Source organism: Boseongicola sp. (genome assembly GCF_057460485.1).
This window is the reverse complement of record NZ_JBVCWP010000048.1, coordinates 1-18,871: the sequence shown is the minus strand read 5'-3', so window position 1 is coordinate 18,871 and position 18,871 is coordinate 1. Positions and strand designations below refer to the sequence as shown.

Sequence of the window (18,871 nt, the reverse complement as noted above, 5' to 3'; positions counted from 1 at the left end):
TCAGTTGGTTAGAGCACTGGTTTGTGGAACCAGGGGTCCCCCGTTCAAGCCGGGGAGGCGGTACCACTTCTTCCCGGTCGTTGATTTAGATGAAAAACCGCTCACCCGGCCCTTTAACGTTTGGGTGGAAATCTGCAATGTCGCCCACATGCAAACCGCCATAATCTCCGACATCCACGCCAACCGCGCCGCGCTTGAAGCCGTGCTTGCTGATATCGATCGGCGTGGCATTACCCAGATCATCAACCTTGGCGATTGCCTTTCCGGACCGCTCGACGCCGCTGGCACCGCTGATCTTCTGATCGCGCGCAACCTGCCCACTGTCCGAGGCAACCACGACCGCCAACTTTATGATCGCCCCAAAGCCGCAATGGGCCTTTGGGAGGCCTGGATCATCGACGATCTGTCGGCCGTCCATATCAACTGGCTCAAAAGCTTTCCCCAGACCATCAGCCTTGACGACATGCTCTTTTGTCACGCCACCATCAACGACGATGATGACATGTGGCTCCACGAGATGGGCCCACAGGCCCGAATGATCCCGCGCGACCTTAAAGACGTCAGCGAAAGGCTCGGCGAAACCGACGCCATGCTCATCGCCTGCGGCCACACCCATACGCCTGCGTTTGTGCGCCTGCCCAAAGGCCCGGCGATCGTTAATCCTGGCTCTGTCGGCTGCCCCGCCTTCGACGACACCCGCGTCGATCCACCGTTCATCCATCAAATCGGCGCCCCCGACGCACGCTACGCAATTGTTGAGAAAACCGACGATGTCTGGCGTGCGGAATTTATCGCCGTGCCCTACGATCCGACCGAAATGGCGGCCTTGGCGCGCGCCCATGGCGAAGACGGCTGGGCGCGCGCTCTTGAGACGGGGTGGCTCGCCTAGTCGACGACGATCTCGATCCGTTGGGTCAGGCCCCCTGTCGCCCGCGAGAATACCAATATCTCGTCCGCATCCGTCACGACAGCAAACCAGTCTGATCCTTGCGTAAACGCAACCGCTGCCGCCCCGTCCGGCAATTCGATCTCATCGGGCAAAGGAATAGCGTTCATTGCACCAAACTGCATGACAAGCAGGCCCACGACCGTTAGAACCCCGCCGATCATCGTGACGGTCAAGATCGTCACAAGCCACTTGAGATATTTGAGGTGCCTGACCTCACCCACGGAAGGCTCGCGTTCGTCCATGTCCCAGACCGTCCATCGCATTACCATCGGCGAAGCCCCGCCGTCGCGCCTTGATAAGGCGCTCGCCCGCGATGTGCCAGAGGCCGCACACCTCAGCCGCTCGCGCCTTATGCGCCTGATCGCCGAAGGCGCCGTCAGCAAGAACGGTGTGCCGTTAACGGATACCAAAGCGAAAGTGGCCGAGGGCGATGTCTTCGAGATCGCCGTTCCTGACGCCGTCGAGGTGGAAACCCTCCCCGAGGCGATCCCCCTCGACATCATCCACGAGGACGACGACCTCCTTGTTGTGAACAAATCCGCCGGTATGGTCGTCCACCCTGCGCCCGGCTCGTACTCCGGCACGCTTGTTAATGCGCTCCTCCACCATTTTGGCGGCGATCTTTCCGGCGTGGGCGGCGAAAAACGCCCCGGCATCGTGCATCGCATAGACAAAGACACCTCCGGACTTCTTGTCGTCGCAAAATCCGACGCAGCGCACCATGGCCTCGCCGACCAGTTTGCCGCCCATACGGTGGAACGCACCTACCGCGCGCTTTGCTATGGTGTCCCCGATCGGGGCGATCCGCGCCTGCGCGGCATCAAGGGCATCAACTTCGAGCCCGGCAACATCATTAAAGTCACCACACAGTTGGCCCGCCACAAAACAGACCGCCAAAAACAGGCGGTTTTGTTCAACGGGGGCCGCCACGCTGTCACGCGCATCCGCGTCATTGAAACATTTGACCGCGCTGCAGCCGAGATTTATTGCAACCTTGAAACCGGGCGGACCCATCAAATCCGTGTCCATGCCGCCCACATTGGACATGCGCTAATCGGTGATCCCACCTACGGCGGCCGCCGGCGTTTGGGCGCTGACACACCCGGTGCCGAAACCGCGAAAGCCTTTGCCAGACAGGCGCTTCACGCCGAAACGCTTGGCTTTATTCATCCGGTCACGCGCGAGGCTTTAAGCTTCACAACACCCCTCCCTGAAGACATGAGCGTGCTTAGAAAAGCCCTAGGTGGACTGTGAATTTATGCGCATTGAAACCTGAATTTCTGCTTGAACCTGCACATAGACGTGAGGTCACGGGCTTGCGACTGGAATAAAACCTTCATCGCATACATCTTTGCTTCAACGAGAGGCGATAAATATCTCCTCTCAAACCTTGAACTGAACCAATCGGTTCACCATCTATGTTAAGAGTCGCAACATAGTGACCTACAGGGAAAGGAATTTGAGATGGCTAATTACGCAAATCTACCTGCGCCGTCTCCCGAAGGCGGGCTGAACAGGTATCTTCAAGAGATCCGAAAGTTCCCCATGCTTGAGCACGAGAAAGAATACATGCTCGCAAAGCGTTGGGTGGAAGACCAGGACACCGATGCCGCGCACCAGATGGTGACGTCGCATCTGCGCTTGGCAGCAAAAATCGCCATGGGCTATCGCGGCTACGGGCTCCCTCAGGCCGAGGTTATTTCCGAAGCCAATGTGGGCCTTATGCAGGCGGTCAAACGCTTTGACCCCGAAAAAGGCTTCCGCCTTGCGACCTACGCGATGTGGTGGATCCGTGCCTCAATCCAGGAATACATCCTGCGCTCATGGAGCTTGGTTAAGCTAGGCACGACCAGCGCGCAAAAAAAGCTGTTCTTTAACCTTCGTAAAGCCAAGGCCCGCATCGGCGCCCTTGAAGAAGGCGACCTGCGCCCGGAAAACGTCGAGCGGATAGCAACGGATCTGAACGTTACAGAAGCCGAAGTCATCTCGATGAACCGGCGCTTGTCGGGTGGTGATGCCTCGCTGAACGCCACGGTCTCGGCCGAGGGTGAAGGGACTGCACAATGGCAGGATTGGCTTGAAGACGAGGACGCCGATCAGGCGGGTGACTATGAAGCGCGCGACGAGCTTGAAGTGCGTCGTGAACTTCTCGCCGAGGCGATGGAGGTCCTCAACGAACGCGAACAGGACATTTTGACCCAACGCCGCCTGCAGGATGCGCCAATCACTTTAGAAGACCTCAGTGGTCAATACGGCGTCAGCCGCGAGCGCATTCGACAGATCGAAGTGCGCGCGTTTGAAAAGCTGCAAAAGCGGATGCAAGAGCTTGCAAAAGGCAAAGGCATCTTGGAACAGGCCTGACCCCCCCAAGGCCAAGTGTTCCCACACGAAAGACCCCGTGCAATTCGCGGGGTCTTTTTTGTTGCGGTGACAAAACCTTATCCCTGTGCCGCTGACCGCCGTTTCTTCAAGCGGACAAGGAACGCAATCAATGGCGTAACCGTCGCCGCCAACAAAGCCAGAAACAGCGCGGCAATCAGGGTTACCGCCAGAATATGCGTCAGCTGATCCGCGTTGAGCGTCTTGAAATATCCAAACACACCGAGCGCCAACGCCGATAACCAGCACGCCGCCGACAGCACTCCCAATGCGCAAAGCTGAACGCGCTCCGGCAGCGGAATGTCTCCGAACCACCAACTTTGGAACCGTAAAAGGGTCGGCAATCCAATCCGTCCGATTGCAATCGCGCTCACGGTCAGGATCATCACCACGCAAAGCTTGGCCCAAAGCTTCGGGCTAAACTGCGCGACCTCAAAGCCAGTTCGTAACCACAAAAGCGTCAGCCCGCTTGCCCATAAAAGGACAAGCCCAAGCGTCACAAAGTGATGCAATGTCTGCAATATCTCGACCTCTCGCTCGTGAAGCGGTCGCAAAACAGCGCGCGCTGCCGATGCCCCCGCTAAAAGCGCAATCGCGAGCCCAAGCGACAACCCCAACAAATGCACCAATCGGGCCCCATCGTTCAAAAGATCTGCATCCATGTCGTGTGTATCCCGGAATGGCTGCACCGCCAGATCTCAGCGGCTTTCTTCCGCCCAGGGTTTTGCGACTTTGTGGCTGGCATTTGTCGGTTCCAAGGCGAAAACGCGGCGACTTGGTCGCTGTTCACAGCCATCCACGAAATCTAGCCGGCGACCCGGCGATTGTCCTCAAGACGCATATTCATTCAGCAAAAAACCGCTTGGGCATTCGCAACAATCCGTCGTATTCGGGTCCATTTCTCAGGCGCACTCAGGCAAACTACCCTGCCTGCCGCCCAGAAATCGTCTGCCCTGCCGCCCAGCCCGACGACCAGGCCCACTGAAAGTTGTATCCGCCTAGCCACCCCGTCACATCGACCGCCTCTCCGATAGCAAAAAGACCTGGAACCGTCTTGGCCTCCATCGTTTTCGACGACAACCCGTCCGTGTCGATGCCCCCAAGCGTTACTTCCGCCGTCCGATAGCCTTCCGTCGCCGTCGGACGGAACGGCCACGCATGCACTGCGTCCGCGATCTCCTCAAGCCGCGAGTCCGGCTGATCCGCCAGATTTCCCGTCAATTCTAGGCGTTCCGCAACTTCTTGCGCCAGCCGCTGAGGCAATGTCCCTGCCAAAACAGACACCATCCCGCGCCGTCCGGTCTTGCGCTTTTCTGCACTCATATGATCCGCCAAATTCGTTTCAGGGCAAAGGTTTAGCGTCACATCCTCACCTTCGCGCCAATAGGATGACACCTGCAAAATAGCAGGACCCGAAAGCCCGCGATGGGTAAACAAAATCGCTTCATCAAAGATCGCCCCGCCCGCCGAAGCACGTCCCTGAACCGCAACCCCAGCCAAAGCCTTCAACGCGGCATCGTCATGCGTAAACGGCACCAATGCAGGGCGCGTATCCGTCATGGCAAGTCCGAACTGCTGCGCTAACCGATACGCCAGGCCGGTCGCGCCCATCTTTGGGATCGACTTGCCACCCGTCGCCAAAACAAGGTTTTTCGCCTCAATCTGAACAGGTCGTCCATCGCGCACCAAAGCGACGTGAAACACTCCATCTCTCCGAACCACATCTTTGATTTCCGTTTTAGGCCAGAGCTTTGCGCCAGCCTTTTCAAGCTCAGAAACCAGCATCGCAATGATCTCCTTCGAAGAGCCATCACAAAACAACTGTCCCAAGGTCTTTTCATGCCAGGCAATCCCATAGGCCTCGACCAATGCGATGAAGTCCCACTGCGTGTAGCGGCTCAAGGCCGATTTCGCGAAGTGCGGGTTCTGCGAAACAAAAGTCTCGGGACTGCATCCAAGGTTTGTAAAATTACACCGGCCACCGCCCGAAATCCGTATTTTCTCGCCCGGAGATTTCGCGTGATCGACCACCAAAACATCCGGCCCGGCATGTGCTGCGCACTTCAAACCCGCTGCACCCGCGCCTAAAATCAACGTATTGACCGTCTCGCCCACTTTGCCCGCCTGAACCGGCCGAAAACCCGATGTTTTCCTAGCCCTTTGTGCTCCGATTCGTTATACTGCAAAGCAGACCCGGACAACCGGGCGCAGCCAAGGCAGTTCGAGCAGGACGCATGACAGAAATGGTTTATGGCTCAGTCCCCACAAGGGACGGAGAGCCGATTCTCCCGCGATGGTGGCGCACCATCGATAAATGGTCGCTTAGCGCCGTGTTCCTCCTGTTCGGGATCGGACTTTTGCTCGGCCTCGCCGCTTCGCCCCCGTTGGCACAACGCAACGGCTTTGCCGATTTCCACTATGTGCAGCGCCAGGCACTCTTCGGTTCGCTCGCGATGTTAACCATGTTTGCCTTCTCACTTATGTCGCCACAAACCGTCCGCCGCATCGCGGTCATCGGCTTTGCGTGCAGCCTTGTGGCACTCATGCTGCTGCCGATCTTTGGAACGGACTATGGTAAAGGCGCTGTCCGGTGGTTTTCACTCGGCTTCGGCTCGATCCAACCGTCGGAATTCCTGAAACCCGGTTTCATCGTCGTCGCAGGCTGGATGATCGCCGCCTCAAACGAGGTCGCAGGCCCGCCCGGTAAAAGCTATTCGTTTGGTCTGGCACTGTTCATCACCCTCCTCCTCGCCCTGCAACCCGACTTCGGCCAAGCTTGCCTTGTCCTGTTTGCATGGGGTGTCATGTATTTCGTCGGTGGAGCGCCCGTTTTAGTCCTTGCCGGGATCGCGGGCCTCACTGTGGTCGGAGGCGCGTTCGCCTACCAAAACTCCGAACACTTCGCCCGCCGTATCGACGGCTTCCTCTCAGCGGATGTCGACCCTACAACGCAGCTTGGCTACGCCGCGAACGCCATCCGCGAGGGCGGTTTTTTCGGCGTCGGCGTCGGGGAAGGCACCGTCAAATGGTCACTTCCTGATGCACACACAGACTTCATTATCGCTGTCGCTGCGGAAGAATACGGCCTCATCCTCGTCCTCGTGATCATCTTCCTTTACGGCTCGATTGCGCTGCGATCTCTGTTCCGCCTGATGCGCGAACGCGACCCCTTCATCCGGCTTGCAGGCACTGGCCTTGCGTGCACGTTCGCCGTGCAAGCGATGATCAATATGTCGGTCGCGGTCCGCCTTCTGCCAGCAAAAGGCATGACGCTGCCCTTCGTAAGCTACGGCGGATCCTCCCTTATTGCGGGCGGCATCCTGATTGGAATGCTCCTTGCTCTCACCCGCGCCCGCCCCCAAGGCGAAATAGCAGACCACCTCATAAGGAAAGGCCGTTGAGCAAACAGCCTCATCTTGTCATCGCCGCGGGCGGCACCGGCGGGCATATGTTTCCGGCACAAGCGCTCGCCGAGGCCATGCTGGACCGTGGCTGGCGCGTCACGCTGTCTACCGACGCGCGAGGCGCACGCTACACCAGCGGCTTTCCCGACGCGGTCACAGTAACCCGCGTTAACAGCGCCACTTTCGCCCGCGGCGGGCTGATCGCCAAAGCGCTCGTCCCGTTAAGCATAGTGGCCGGCATCGCGGCCGCTAAATGGCGCTTCATGACGGACCGCCCAACCGTCGTCGCAGGGTTCGGTGGCTACCCCTCAATACCGGCAATCGCTGCTGCCTGGGTCTTGCGCATTCCGCGTATGATCCACGAACAAAACGGTGTGCTTGGCAGGGTCAACCGAGTTTTTGCACCCCGCGTGAACAAAGTCGCCTGTGGCACCTGGCCAACTGATCTGCCCAGCGGCATCGACGGCATCCACACCGGAAACCCCGTCCGCGCCGCTATTCTGGATCGCCACAACGCCCCGTACCCAAGCGCCACCGGCGGACCACTTAACATCCTTGTCATGGGCGGAAGCCAAGGCGCGCGCGTTCTCTCCGACGTTGTGCCCGAAGCCCTCACACTCTTGCCAAAAGATCTCCACCCGCGCCTGCACGTCAGCCATCAGGCTCGCCCCGAAGACCTCGCCCGCGTCACCGATGCCTACACGCTTGCAGGCATCGACGCCGACGTTCAGACCTTTTTTTCCGACGTCCCGGAGTGCATGAGCGCGGCGCATCTTGTCATCATGCGCGCCGGAGCATCCTCTGTCGCCGACGTGTCGATCATCGGCCGCCCCTCCATCCTTATCCCTTTCGCTGCGGCGACCGCTGATCACCAAACCGCCAACGCCCGCGGCCTCGTCGATGCAGGCGCCGCCTTGCTCATCAAAGAATCCGCTCTTGATCCTCCCACCCTTTGTGAGCAAATCCGCGCCATCCTGACCGACGCCCCCCATGCCGCGCAAATGGCCGCAAATGCCTTATCGACAGGTAAACCTGACGCAACCGAGCGCCTCGCCGCGCTGGTCGAACGACTCGCGGAGAGACGCGCATGAACGCAGCAGCCACCAAACTGCCCACCGAAATGGGTCCCATCCACTTCGTTGGCATCGGAGGCATAGGCATGTCGGGCATCGCAGAGGTGCTGATCGAAGCGGGTTATATCGTGCAAGGCTCCGATCTTAAGGCCACCAAAATCACCAACCGTCTTGAACGCCTCGGCGCCAAAATCTTCGAAGGCCAGCGCGCCGAGAACCTTGAAGGCGCCGAAGTGATCGTCATCTCGTCCGCCATCAAACGTGGCAATCCAGAGCTTGACGAAGCCCGCCGCCTCGGCCTGCCAGTCGTGCGCCGTGCCGAAATGCTCGCCGAGCTGATGCGCCTTCGCTCCAACATAGCGGTTGCAGGCACCCACGGTAAAACCACCACCACCACGATGGTCGCAGCCCTTCTCGACGCCGGCGGCATCGACCCGACGGTCATCAACGGTGGCATCATTCACGCCTACGATTCCAATGCGCGCGTTGGAAAGGGCGAATGGATGGTGGTCGAAGCCGACGAAAGCGACGGCACCTTTAATCGCCTGCCCGCGACCATCGCTATCGTCACCAATATCGATCCCGAGCACATGGAACACTGGGGCACGATCGAGAACCTTCGCAAAGGCTTCGACGACTTCGTCTCAAACATCCCGTTTTACGGTCTTGCCGTCCTATGCACCGACCATCCCGAAGTGCAGGCGCTGGTTGGGCGCATCACCGACCGCCGGATTGTTACGTATGGATTTAATGCTCAAGCCGAGGTCCGCGCCGTTAATCTTCGTTACAAAAGCGGCACTGCGCACTTCGACATCCTCCTCGCGCAGGACGATATCACGATCGAAAACTGCACTCTTCCCATGCCCGGCGACCACAACGTCTCAAACGCTCTCGCGGCTGTCGCGGTCGCACGCCATCTCGGCATGAAGGCCGCCGAAATCCGCGGAGCACTGGCCAGCTTCAAAGGCGTCAATCGCCGCTTCACCAAAGTCGGCGAAGTCGATGGCGTCGCCATCATCGACGACTACGGCCACCACCCGGTTGAAATCGCCGCCGTCCTTAAGGCCGCGCGCCAAGCCGTCGCCGATAACCCGGACGCCCGCGTCATCGCCGTTCACCAACCACACCGTTATTCACGCCTGTCCACATTGTTCGAGGACTTCTGCACCTGCTTCAACGACGCTGATGTTGTTGGAATTGCCGAAGTCTATGGTGCAGGCGAAGATCCGATCCCGGGTGCGACACGCGAAGACCTCGTCGCCGGTTTGATCCGCCACGGTCACCGCCACGCCCGCGCCATTATCAGCGAAGCCGATCTCGAGCGTCTCGTCCGCGAACAATCCCGCCCCGGAGATATCGTTGTGTGTCTCGGTGCCGGCACGATCAGTACCTGGGCCAACAACCTGCCCGCTCGCCTGATGAAACACGCCAGCTAAAATAGCGGCGGTAGTCGCAAGCCTGATCTACTTCGCCATCTTTCTCCTCAGCGTCCTCGCCTCCCGCGAAGGTGTCACTCTGCGCGGCTGGAAGGGCGCTGCTGGCTTGATCGTCTGCGGGTTTGTCCTTGCAGGGGTCTTTGCTCTGTTGTTCGCGACAGCCCCATACGCGCCCCTCAACCAACTCCTGTCGGTCGCTGTGGCACAGATGGTAGTATGCCGCAGTGCGCTTGGATTACCTGCCGGAATTTACAAACGATGGAAACTGCGAACAAAGTGTTCTCACCCAAACGACTGGATTCCATTGTCGCCACAATGCGCCTCGAAAGAACACAATTTTCGTCAAACTCAGCACTCATTTTAGTTGAATACTGCAAAGGCGTCAGAGAGTAAGACGTAAATGTGTAATGAGTTTGACTGCGGGTCATACGGGAACCAATTCGGCACGTGCCGAAGCCATTTCTCCCAAACCCAACGTCGCAAGTAAAGAGTGTTAAAGCCATGAATTTCTTTGAAAAAGCCCAAGCGCGTGCTTACGCACAAGAGATACTCGGCCTCAAAGGCCACCCCGATCACGACGAGATTCGCGCCGCATACAAGAAGCTGGCATTCGAAAAACACCCCGACCGCGGCGAAGGTACCGCGGACGAGTTTGCGAGGATCGCCACCGCTTATGCGCTCTTGAAGGACGACAAAGGCTACACCGCGACGGATGCTCTGCAAACCGCACCGACCGATACCGGAGCGACAACGATCCACCCCAAAGCACGCCGTCCCGGTAGCGTTCCTGTCGGCCAGGTCGGTGACGACGAAATCGCCGCTGCTGACTACGTCAGGCCCCGCCGCTTGCGCACAGCTTTGACCTCACGCATTTGCAGGATCAACGCGGACGAAGCACAGGAATGCCGTACACTTCTGGACGAAATTCCGTTCATGGCCGAGCCTGATCTGGACGAACAATCCCTGCGCGCCAGCATCCTCGACATTATCAAAAACACTGGTGCCCCGCACGTTCCTCATACAAACCACTTGCCTTACGCGATCCGCCAAAGTGGCCGCCGCATCTCCTACATGGTGAGCGCGTCCATCGAAGAAGGCGCGAACCGTGTTGCCGTGCCGACTGGCGCGTTTACAGACAACCGTAAAGTCTTGCCGATCATCGTACGCTTCAAGGCGCCGGAAGAAGGTATCGGAACCCATGTTGTCTCAGCCTCGACGCTGGCGGAATCTTTCCCCGGCGCGAAAAGCGTCCGTATTCATTTTGGGCTGGGCGAATGGCCAAAGCCCGCCGTGGCGATGCCGCGCGCCTACGCGTAATCAATCGGCGTATTGCCCGCGGTCGCCCCGGCCGCGGCGAATGCCATATCTATCATGCGCTGCGTGCCTCGGCTGAATTCCAACGGGGCGGGATAAACCATTTTTCCGCGCATCGCCGCGCCAAAGTTCTCGACCTGAGCGACATATTGGTTGAAGGCCGGGAACCGCCAAACGCGCGTTTCATCATCGGTGCCTATCTGCACCGACGCTTCACGATATCGCAGAGGATTGAAGGGCGCGGCAAGATGCAAAACGCCGCGATCTCCGTGGAACGACATCTCCTGAAACTCTTGCATGCGCATGCTGACCACGGCCTCAAATGTAAACTTCGGGAAAGATGCGTTAATGCGCGCGATCGTATCGACGCCGTTCTCCCAGGAAATATCCGCGCGAACAGAATTCGGTTCCTGCCCCGTGGCAAACCTTGCCGTGCCGAACGGATACACCCCGATATCCCGCAAGCCGCCACCCGCAGTTTCCGGCCTGTTGCGAATATTGTCCGGGCTTGCGCTGTTATTATAGGTAAACATGCCCCTCACATGCGCCAGTTCACCAATCGCACCCTCCGCGATCAGATCACGCGCCTTCATCCATTGCGGATGATGGACCGGCATATAGGCTTCGGCGGCCAGTAGACCTGCGTCATCGCGCGCGCCGATCAACCGATCAAAATCTGCCTCATCAAGACCAATTGGTTTCTCTGTCAGGACTGCTTTTCCCGCCGCCAAAGCCTTCAATGTCCACTCCACATGCAAATGGTTGGGCAGCGGCACATAGACGGCATCGATCTCGCTATCCGCCAAAAGGTCCTCATAATCGCCAAACACGCGCAAGCCCGGCTGGAAGGCCTGAAACGTCTCAGCCTTCCTTGGATCAGACGTCGCGATTGCAGAGAATACAGCGTTTTCAGCCATATGAATCGCGGGAGTCATCTGTTCGCGGGCAAATTTACCGGCGCCAAGGACGCCCCATCGAATTGGTTTCATCATATCGTTCTCCTTTGCCAAAGACGTATCACTCAACCCGTTCACGTAGAAAAGGATCCTAGGTCAGAGCCTTTTCAACCTCCGCAATAAAGGCTTCGCCGCGTCTTTCGAAATTGTCGTACTGGTCAAAACTCGCAGCCGCCGGGGCCAACAATACAGTGTCCCCCGCCACCGCTTCCCCGGCCGCGCGCGCGACCGCAATCGCAATCGTCTCGCAAACTTCGCAAGTCACACCATCGGCCATTGCCTGAAGTTCCAGCGCCACCTCGGCCGCTTGGCGTCCAATAGCGTATGCCTTCACAACATGCCCTAAATGCGGGGCAACGGCCTGCAACCCGCTATCTTTCATTTGCCCCCCAACAATCCAACGGACCGCCGGAAAGGCCGCCAAAGCCTTCGCGGCACTGTCAGCGTTCGTGGCTTTACTGTCGTTAACGAAGGTTACGCCGTCGCGCTCTGCGATGATCTGACTGCGATGGGGAAGCCCCTCAAAGCTATGGAACGCTTGCTCAATCAGCTTCGGTGCCAGTCCAAGCGCACGCAATGCCGCAAACGCCGCACAGGCATTCTGATGGTTGTGTGCCCCTGGCAGCCCGCGAACACCGCGCAGGTCCATTGAAGCAACCTGTCGTGATTTGCGGTATTCCGCCAAGAAGCCTTTGCGCACAAAGACATTCCAACCCGCACCGACAAGTTTCTGACCCGCAGACACCCGGATAACGCGATCATCGCTCGCAGCCTCTGCCAGTTGGCCCGCTAGAAAACGTCCCTCTGCCTCATCAACGCCGATCACCGCGCGATCCGGGCCACCTTCAGCGAATAGGCGCCGCTTCGCCGCGAAGTAGCCTCCTAGGCCACCATGACGGTCCAGATGATCCGGAGTAAGATTGGTAAAGACCGCTACATCTGGCGTTAACGCACGGGCCAATTCCGTTTGGTATGAAGACAGCTCCAAGACCACCACGTCGCCGTCACCCGGCGGATCAATATCCAAAACACCGCGTCCGATATTTCCGGCAAGCTGGCTTTCGCGCCCCGCAACCTCAAGGCAATGCTGGATCAAAGCCGAAGTCGTCGACTTTCCGTTCGAGCCAGTCACTGCAATCACCCGTGGCGCAGTTTCAAACCCATCCCACTCCGGCACCGCCAAAGATCTGAAGAATAAACCGATGTCGTTATCTACCGGCACACCCGCGGCCATCGCCGATGCAATATGCCGGTTGGGTACGGGGTAAAGATGCGGAATTCCGGGGGATACAATCAATGCCGCGACCCCATGCCAGGCCCCATCCCGCCCAAGGTTGTGCAGCGTCAGACCTTCGGCCTCTGCGCTCTCTCGCGCAGCGTCCCCGTCGTCCCAACAAAGCGCATCCGCCCCACCCGCAACCAGGGCGCGCGCAGCGGATAGGCCTGTCCGGCCCAAGCCAAGAACTGCAATTCGTCGTCCGTTAACGCCGCGTACCGGTATCATGCCTCAAGCGTCTTCGTCATCGTCAACCTCGATCTGTCCGGAAATCCTACGCCACAGAATGCCCCAATACATTCCAACCGCAAGCACAATGGATAGCGCAAGTATCGCCACCCAGGTCAATACTCCGGGGTTTTCGATCGACAGCCATCCAATGTCCAAAAGCACCCAGACCAAAGCTGCGATGACCGCCAGAACCAGGACAACGCCAAGCGCTCCGATCCCGCGCAGAACCGCTGTCAGGAACACCACGTAGACCACAAGCAACACCAAGCCAAACAGCACGACCAATGACGTCTGATCATCCCAGGACGTTGAAGCCCATCGTACAAAATTCAGTTCAGTTGGATTGAACGTGATCGCGAGCAATACAAATGCCACGAACCACCGAACCAAAAAACCCATTCCAACCTACTCCATATATCACGCTATTGCGCTGGCAATTCGCTTAGCCAAGGCCAACGTTTACCTTCATTAATCTTAACGCACCTTCAGCGTCGCCAATCCAACCAAAGCCAATATCAGGCTGATAATCCAGAAGCGGATCACAATTTGCGGTTCGGACCAGCCCTTTTTCTCGAAGTGATGGTGGATCGGTGCCATCAGAAAGACGCGTTTGCCCGTACTTTTGAAGTAAGCCACCTGAATAATCACGCTCATCGCCTCGACCACGAAAAGACCGCCAACAATGGCCAAAACGATCTCATGTTTTGTCGCCACCGCTATGGCGCCCAAAGCGCCGCCAAGGGCAAGCGAGCCCGTATCCCCCATGAAGACAGCGGCGGGGGGGGCGTTGTACCAAAGAAACCCAAGTCCTCCACCGATTAAGCCGGCCGTAAATATCAGAATCTCACCGGTACCCGGAACATAATTAATTCCAAGATATTCCGTAAAGTCGGTCCGCCCGACCGCATAGGCAATCACCCCCAGCGACCCGGCAGCAATCATCACGGGCATGATCGCAAGCCCATCAAGTCCGTCCGTCAGGTTGACCGCATTGGCGGAGCCGACAATCACCAACATGGCAAAGGGTAAAAACATAAGGCCAAGGTTAAGAAGGCCACTGACAACTGGGATTGCGATGCGGTTTTGAAGCTCTTCCGGATGCATCCCCACCGCCCAAAAACCAGCCACCGCAGCGATCACAAACCCAAGCGCAAGCCGGACCCGGCCCGAAACGCCCGCGTGCGAATTTCGCGTCACTTTCTGATAGTCATCGACAAAGCCGATCGCCCCAAAAGCGATCGTCACAAACAGCACCATCCAAACATAGCCAATGTCCAGCCGGGCCCACAAAAGGGAGGACGTCACCACAGCTCCAAGGATCAAAACGCCACCCATTGTTGGCGTGCCCGCCTTGCCTTCGATATGGCTTTCAGGGCCATCTTCGCGAATGGGCTGTCCGTTCTTTTGTCTGCGGTTCAACAGATCAATAAGCGGGCGGCCAAACAGGAACCCAAAGATCAATGCCGTGAAAAACGCGCCGCCAGCGCGAAACGTTATATACCTGAAAAGATTGAAAAAATCACCACCATCAGAAAATAGCGTCAGCCAATACAGCATACTAAGCCCGTCCCTTATCCGCGGCGGATTTGCGCCGCTCGCCCTGTTTTCGAAGCGCGTCAACGACAAGGCTTACCTTACTGCCTTTTGACCCCTTAACCAGCACCACATCACCCGCATCTACAAGATGATGCGCGTCTGCCGCCAGCTCTTCTGCCGTCGCAACACAGCGTCCGCGTTTTTCATCCGGCAAGGCATCGTATAAAGCGCGCATCCTATGGCCGACGCAGTCGACACGATCAATTAGTTCCATCGCTGGATGACCCGCCATACCGGCATGGAGCGCTTCCTCGGTTTTTCCTAGTTCCAGCATGTCGCCAAGCACGGCGATGCGGCGTCCTTGCCGAATGCGTCCCTTGCCATCTTCGGGACTAACCGCGGTTAACACCCAGAGGGCGGCGCCCATCGACGCGGGGTTTGCATTGAAGGCATCATCAAACAGCTCAAACGTCCAGCCTTCGACAGCGTCCAGGACCACTGTTTCGCGCAGGCCACGCCCCGCGGGGGCGCTCCACGTTCCGATGTCGCAGGCCGCGACCTCCGCATCGGCTCCGACCAGACATGCTGCGCCATAGACCGCCAAGGCATTCATTGCAAAATGACGTCCGGGCGCACCGACGCGAAACGAGAATGACTGGCCGCGAAACTGGCCGCGCACCACGCTGGTTTTTTCGCCCAGCTGGATATCATCCGCGTGCAGTTTCGCTCCTGGCAAAGCGCCAAATCCAACGCGTTGGCTCGCATAAGCCTTTGCTTTATCGTCTAAAATTATCGCCGTTTCGATATCAGCGTTAAACAGGGCCACTCCGTCCGGCTCCAATCCCTCAAAGATCGAAGCCTTCTCATGGGCTATCCCTTGGATATTCTCAAAAGCCTCCAAATGCGCCGCAGCCACCGTTGTTATCATTGCCACATGCGGCCTTGTCATCTTGGAAAGCGGCGCAATTTCACCCGGTGCGTTCATCCCAATTTCGATGATCGCAAACTCGGTGTCAGCCGGCATTCGCGCCAGCGTCAAAGGCACGCCCCAGTGGTTGTTGTAGCTGGCTTCAGCAGCATGCGTTCGCCCTTGTTCCAACAAGACCTGCCGCAGCATCTCCTTGGTTGAGGTTTTTCCCGCCGATCCCGTCACCGCAATAATCCGGGCATCCGTTCGCGCCCTTGCGGCAATGCCCAGGGCTTCCAGCCCTTCCAACACATCGTTCACAATGATTAACGGCGCATCTGCCGCAACACCTGTCGGGACCCGAGCCACCAAAGCGGCGGCGGCCCCCTTGGCCAAAGCATCTGCCACGAAATCGTGCCCGTCGCGGACGTCCTTCAAAGCAATGAACAAATCACCCGGCTGAAGCGTCCGCGTGTCAATCGACACGCCGGCCGCCACCCAATCCGGGCCCTGCGCCTTGCCGTGGGTCGCATCCAAAGCTGCCTGCCGTGTCCAAAGCGCCCTCATAGACCACGCCCATCCAAAGCCGCGACCGCAATGCTTGCCTGTTCGACATCGTCAAACGGCAAGACCGCATCCCCGACGATCTGACCCGTCTCATGTCCTTTGCCCGCGATCAGCAATGTGTCTCCCGCCCCAAGCGCGTCGACACCGCGCAAAATCGCCTCCGCGCGATCGCCCACTTCACCTAGATCGGCAGCTCCCAAACGCGCGCCCGCCAGAACCTCGGCCCGGATAAAGCCCGGGTCTTCGCCTCGCGGATTGTCGTCCGTTACAATCGCCACATCCGCATAATCAGCCACCGCGCGTCCCATCAAAGGCCGCTTTGTTGTGTCGCGATCCCCGCCTGCTCCAAAGACAACAATTAGTCGTCCCAAAACGTGCGGTCGGATCGCCTTCAATGCTGTAACCAAGGCCTCGGGCGTATGGGCGTAGTCCACAAAAACCGTCGCCCCATTGTCGCGCCGCGCCGCGAATTGCATCCGTCCTCGCACGGTTTCAAGTGCGTGTAGCCCGTCAAAGACTTCTTCAGTATCAGCGCCAGTCGCAATACAAAGACCTGCAGCAACAAGCGCGTTTTCGGCCTGGAAGCCGCCGATCAATCCAAGCCGTACCTGCCGTATTTTCCCGGCCCACTCAAAACGGCATTCCTGCCCTGTCGCATCAAAACGCTGTCCCAAAATCCGCAACAAAGCGTCCTCATCACGCCCGACAGTTAATAAGTCCTGCCCACGGGCCTCCACGATCTCGGCCATCCGCGGACCCCATGGGTCATCAATGTTAACAACAGCCGTCGCATCCTCTGGAAGGACGCGCTCAAACAGTCCCGCTTTTGCCTGAAAATACTCTTCAAACGTCGCGTGGTAATCAAGATGATCCTGGCTAAGATTGGTAAACGCCGCCGCTGCCAGCCGCACACCATCCAACCTTTTTTGGGCCAAACCATGAGATGACGCCTCCATCGCGGCATGCGTAATCCCGGCTTCTGCAATCCGCGCCAAAGCCCGGTGAAGCGTGATCGGCTCCGGAGTCGTATGTTGAAGCGGAGCGGTAAACGCACCCTCAATACCGGTCGTTCCGATGTTCACGGCTCGCGCGCCCATCTCAGTCCACAACTGACGCGTGAAAGACGCAACCGACGTCTTTCCATTCGTCCCCGTGACCGCGATCACAATCTCAGGCTGGGCCTCAAACCAAAGGGCTGCGCAAAACGCCAACGCTTCGCGCGGGTCCTCGGCAACCACTAAAGGAATTGCGCTTTCGGCCAAAACCACGGCGGCTATCTCCGCGCCTTCCCGATCGGTAAGCACCGCCCCCGCGCGCATGCGAATTGCATATTGGATGAACTCAGCGCCGTGAACTTTTGTGCCCGGCAACGCACAAAAAAGATGTCCGTCTTTCACGTCACGACTATCCACAGACAGCCCGGTGACGCGGACATCACCAGCGTTGCGCGCGGTCAACCCAAGCTCTGACAGCGACGTCGTCTTTCCACGGGTCTGCATATGCTCGGGCCTCGCGGTCTAGTTTCGTGCCAGTGTTACACCCGTGCGGGCCTCAGGTTCAACGCCCGGCGCAAGGCCCAAAAGTGGCGCGACGCGACGTATCACCTCGGCAGCCACCGGCACCGCTGTCCAGCCCGCGGTTCGCCGCGGCTCCTTGCCGCTCGTCTCCACTGGTTCGTCCAGTGTCACAACCAACACATACTTCGGATCGTCCGCCGGGAAAAAACTCGCAAACGTCGCGATAACTTTGGCCTCGTAGTAGCCGCCGGTCGGTTTTGGCTTGTCCGCCGTCCCGGTCTTGCCACCAACCCGATACCCCGGAACCTCACCAAACGAGGCCGTCCCACGCGTCACGACCTGACGCAGCATTTCGCGCGCCTGACGTGACGTGTCTTCGCTAATGATCCGGGGCCCCGGCACAGGGTAATCTTTCTTAAGAAGCGTGGGGGCGACTTTAAGACCGCCGTTCAGGAGACTGGCATAGGCCGCGGCCAAATGCAGAGGCGAGGTAGAAATTCCGTGGCCATAGGAAATCGTCATCGTCGAGATTTCAGACCAGCTCTTTGGGAGCAGTGGCCGGGCTCCTCCCGCTTCGATCAGCTCAACCGGTGTCGCCTCAAGCAGACCTAATTGGCCCAGAAACGCTTGCTGACGCTCAGCTCCGATCTTTTGAGCGATCCGCGCTGTCCCGATATTCGACGACTTCACAATCACATCCTCAACGGACAAAGCCTTACCATAATTGCGAAAATCTCGGATCTTGAACTTGCCCCAGCGAAGCGGCCCTTGAATATCCACCATCGTCGATCGACTTACTATGCGCTCTTCGATGCCTTGTGCCACTGCGAATATTTTGTAAGTAGACCCCAATTCGTACACGCCCTGAACTGCGCGATTAAACAAAGGAGAATTCCCGGGATCCCCGGTCGTCAGCGGCGTTGGGCGATTATTTGGATCAAAATCGGGAAGGCTGGCAATCGAGACAATCTCGCCAGTGTTAATATCCATTAAAACCGCGGCTGCACCTTTTGCATTCATCAAACGCATCCCGCCTGCAAGCACGCGTTCCACAGCCGCCTGAACCGTCAGGTCAAGCGACAATGCCAATGGCACGTCGCCTCGCCCCGGATCACGCAACACGTCGTCCAAAGCTTTTTCCAAGCCCGCGACTCCAATCACTTCGGCCGAGGACACGCCCTCGCGCCCATACCCGGCGCCGCCCAGAACGTGCGCGGCAACCCGCCCGTTCGGGTAAAGGCGCATCTCGCGTGGCCCAAACAAAAGCCCCGGATCCCCGATGTCGAAGACGGCCTGCTGTTGCTCGGGACTAATTCGCCGCTTAAT

General features: G+C 58.3%; 17 protein-coding genes. 7 read left to right on the top strand and 10 right to left on the bottom strand.

The features are described from left to right. Positions 1-889 (top strand): metallophosphoesterase family protein (locus AC221Y_RS08375; RefSeq protein WP_486707159.1); only part of this gene is annotated, 889 nt, incomplete at its 5' end. Here the strand turns inward: AC221Y_RS08375 and AC221Y_RS08370 are convergent. Then, a complete protein-coding gene (locus AC221Y_RS08370; RefSeq protein ID WP_299748485.1) occupies positions 886-1,191 on the bottom strand; it encodes a DUF6476 family protein in 306 nt (101 codons plus the stop codon). The two genes, AC221Y_RS08375 and AC221Y_RS08370, sit on opposite strands and share 4 nt — an antisense overlap. Here AC221Y_RS08370 and AC221Y_RS08365 point away from each other — a divergent pair. Both AC221Y_RS08365 and rpoH read left to right on the top strand, forming a co-directional pair. Then, complete coding sequence (locus AC221Y_RS08365) at positions 1,190-2,203, top strand: RluA family pseudouridine synthase (protein ID WP_486707158.1); 1,014 nt, start codon at positions 1,190-1,192, stop codon at positions 2,201-2,203. The genes AC221Y_RS08370 and AC221Y_RS08365 overlap by 2 nt on opposite strands. Positions 2,204-2,413: 210 nt before the next feature. Further along, the gene (gene rpoH / locus AC221Y_RS08360; RefSeq protein WP_299748490.1) at positions 2,414-3,310 is read left to right on the top strand and encodes an RNA polymerase sigma factor RpoH; all 897 of its coding nucleotides are present in this window, start codon (positions 2,414-2,416) and stop codon (positions 3,308-3,310) included. Between the two features lie 77 nt (positions 3,311-3,387). Here the strand turns inward: rpoH and AC221Y_RS08355 are convergent, their stop codons facing one another. Continuing rightward, positions 3,388-3,990 (bottom strand): hypothetical protein, encoded by a 603-nt coding sequence (locus AC221Y_RS08355; protein WP_486707157.1) that lies wholly within the window; start codon positions 3,988-3,990, stop codon positions 3,388-3,390. A gap of 259 nt (positions 3,991-4,249) precedes the next feature. Further along, positions 4,250-5,443 (bottom strand): BaiN/RdsA family NAD(P)/FAD-dependent oxidoreductase, encoded by a 1,194-nt coding sequence (locus tag AC221Y_RS08350; RefSeq protein WP_486707156.1) that lies wholly within the window; start codon positions 5,441-5,443, stop codon positions 4,250-4,252. Between the two features lie 119 nt (positions 5,444-5,562). On the opposite strand from AC221Y_RS08350, the gene AC221Y_RS08345 reads away from it, so the two are divergent. From AC221Y_RS08345 to AC221Y_RS08330, 4 genes are all read left to right on the top strand, one after another. After that, positions 5,563-6,729: a peptidoglycan glycosyltransferase FtsW gene (locus AC221Y_RS08345; protein ID WP_486707155.1), complete on the top strand. Its 1,167-nt coding sequence runs from the start codon at positions 5,563-5,565 to the stop codon at positions 6,727-6,729. Beyond that, positions 6,726-7,823: a UDP-N-acetylglucosamine--N-acetylmuramyl-(pentapeptide) pyrophosphoryl-undecaprenol N-acetylglucosamine transferase gene (locus tag AC221Y_RS08340; protein WP_486707154.1), complete on the top strand. Its 1,098-nt coding sequence runs from the start codon at positions 6,726-6,728 to the stop codon at positions 7,821-7,823. The genes AC221Y_RS08345 and AC221Y_RS08340 overlap by 4 nt, the downstream gene beginning before the upstream one ends. Beyond that, positions 7,820-9,241, top strand: a complete 1,422-nt coding sequence (gene murC, locus AC221Y_RS08335) for a UDP-N-acetylmuramate--L-alanine ligase (protein ID WP_299748504.1) — start codon at positions 7,820-7,822, stop codon at positions 9,239-9,241. Before AC221Y_RS08340 ends, murC begins: the two co-directional genes overlap by 4 nt. 501 nt (positions 9,242-9,742) lie before the next feature. Further along, on the top strand, positions 9,743-10,558 hold the full coding sequence (locus AC221Y_RS08330; RefSeq protein ID WP_486707153.1) for a DnaJ domain-containing protein: 816 nt from the start codon (positions 9,743-9,745) through the stop codon (positions 10,556-10,558). Here the strand turns inward: AC221Y_RS08330 and AC221Y_RS08325 are convergent. From AC221Y_RS08325 to AC221Y_RS08295, 7 genes are all read right to left on the bottom strand, one after another. Continuing rightward, positions 10,549-11,547 (bottom strand): Gfo/Idh/MocA family protein, encoded by a 999-nt coding sequence (locus AC221Y_RS08325; protein ID WP_486707152.1) that lies wholly within the window; start codon positions 11,545-11,547, stop codon positions 10,549-10,551. The genes AC221Y_RS08330 and AC221Y_RS08325 overlap by 10 nt on opposite strands. A gap of 55 nt (positions 11,548-11,602) precedes the next feature. Then, positions 11,603-13,015: a UDP-N-acetylmuramoyl-L-alanine--D-glutamate ligase gene (murD, locus tag AC221Y_RS08320; protein WP_299748513.1), complete on the bottom strand. Its 1,413-nt coding sequence runs from the start codon at positions 13,013-13,015 to the stop codon at positions 11,603-11,605. Positions 13,016-13,018: 3 nt separating this feature from the next. Then, entirely contained in the window at positions 13,019-13,417 is a 399-nt protein-coding gene (locus AC221Y_RS08315; RefSeq protein WP_299748516.1) for a DUF6524 family protein, read from the bottom strand. A gap of 75 nt (positions 13,418-13,492) precedes the next feature. Beyond that, complete coding sequence (mraY, locus tag AC221Y_RS08310) at positions 13,493-14,575, bottom strand: phospho-N-acetylmuramoyl-pentapeptide-transferase (protein WP_299748519.1); 1,083 nt, start codon at positions 14,573-14,575, stop codon at positions 13,493-13,495. Position 14,576: 1 nt separating this feature from the next. Further along, the gene (locus AC221Y_RS08305; protein ID WP_299748522.1) at positions 14,577-16,028 is read right to left on the bottom strand and encodes a UDP-N-acetylmuramoyl-tripeptide--D-alanyl-D-alanine ligase; all 1,452 of its coding nucleotides are present in this window, start codon (positions 16,026-16,028) and stop codon (positions 14,577-14,579) included. Continuing rightward, on the bottom strand, positions 16,025-17,527 hold the full coding sequence (locus tag AC221Y_RS08300; RefSeq protein WP_299748524.1) for a UDP-N-acetylmuramoyl-L-alanyl-D-glutamate--2,6-diaminopimelate ligase: 1,503 nt from the start codon (positions 17,525-17,527) through the stop codon (positions 16,025-16,027). Before AC221Y_RS08300 ends, AC221Y_RS08305 begins: the two co-directional genes overlap by 4 nt. Positions 17,528-17,545: 18 nt before the next feature. Next, on the bottom strand, positions 17,546-18,871 hold a 1,326-nt coding region (locus tag AC221Y_RS08295), incomplete at its 5' end, for a peptidoglycan D,D-transpeptidase FtsI family protein (protein ID WP_486707151.1).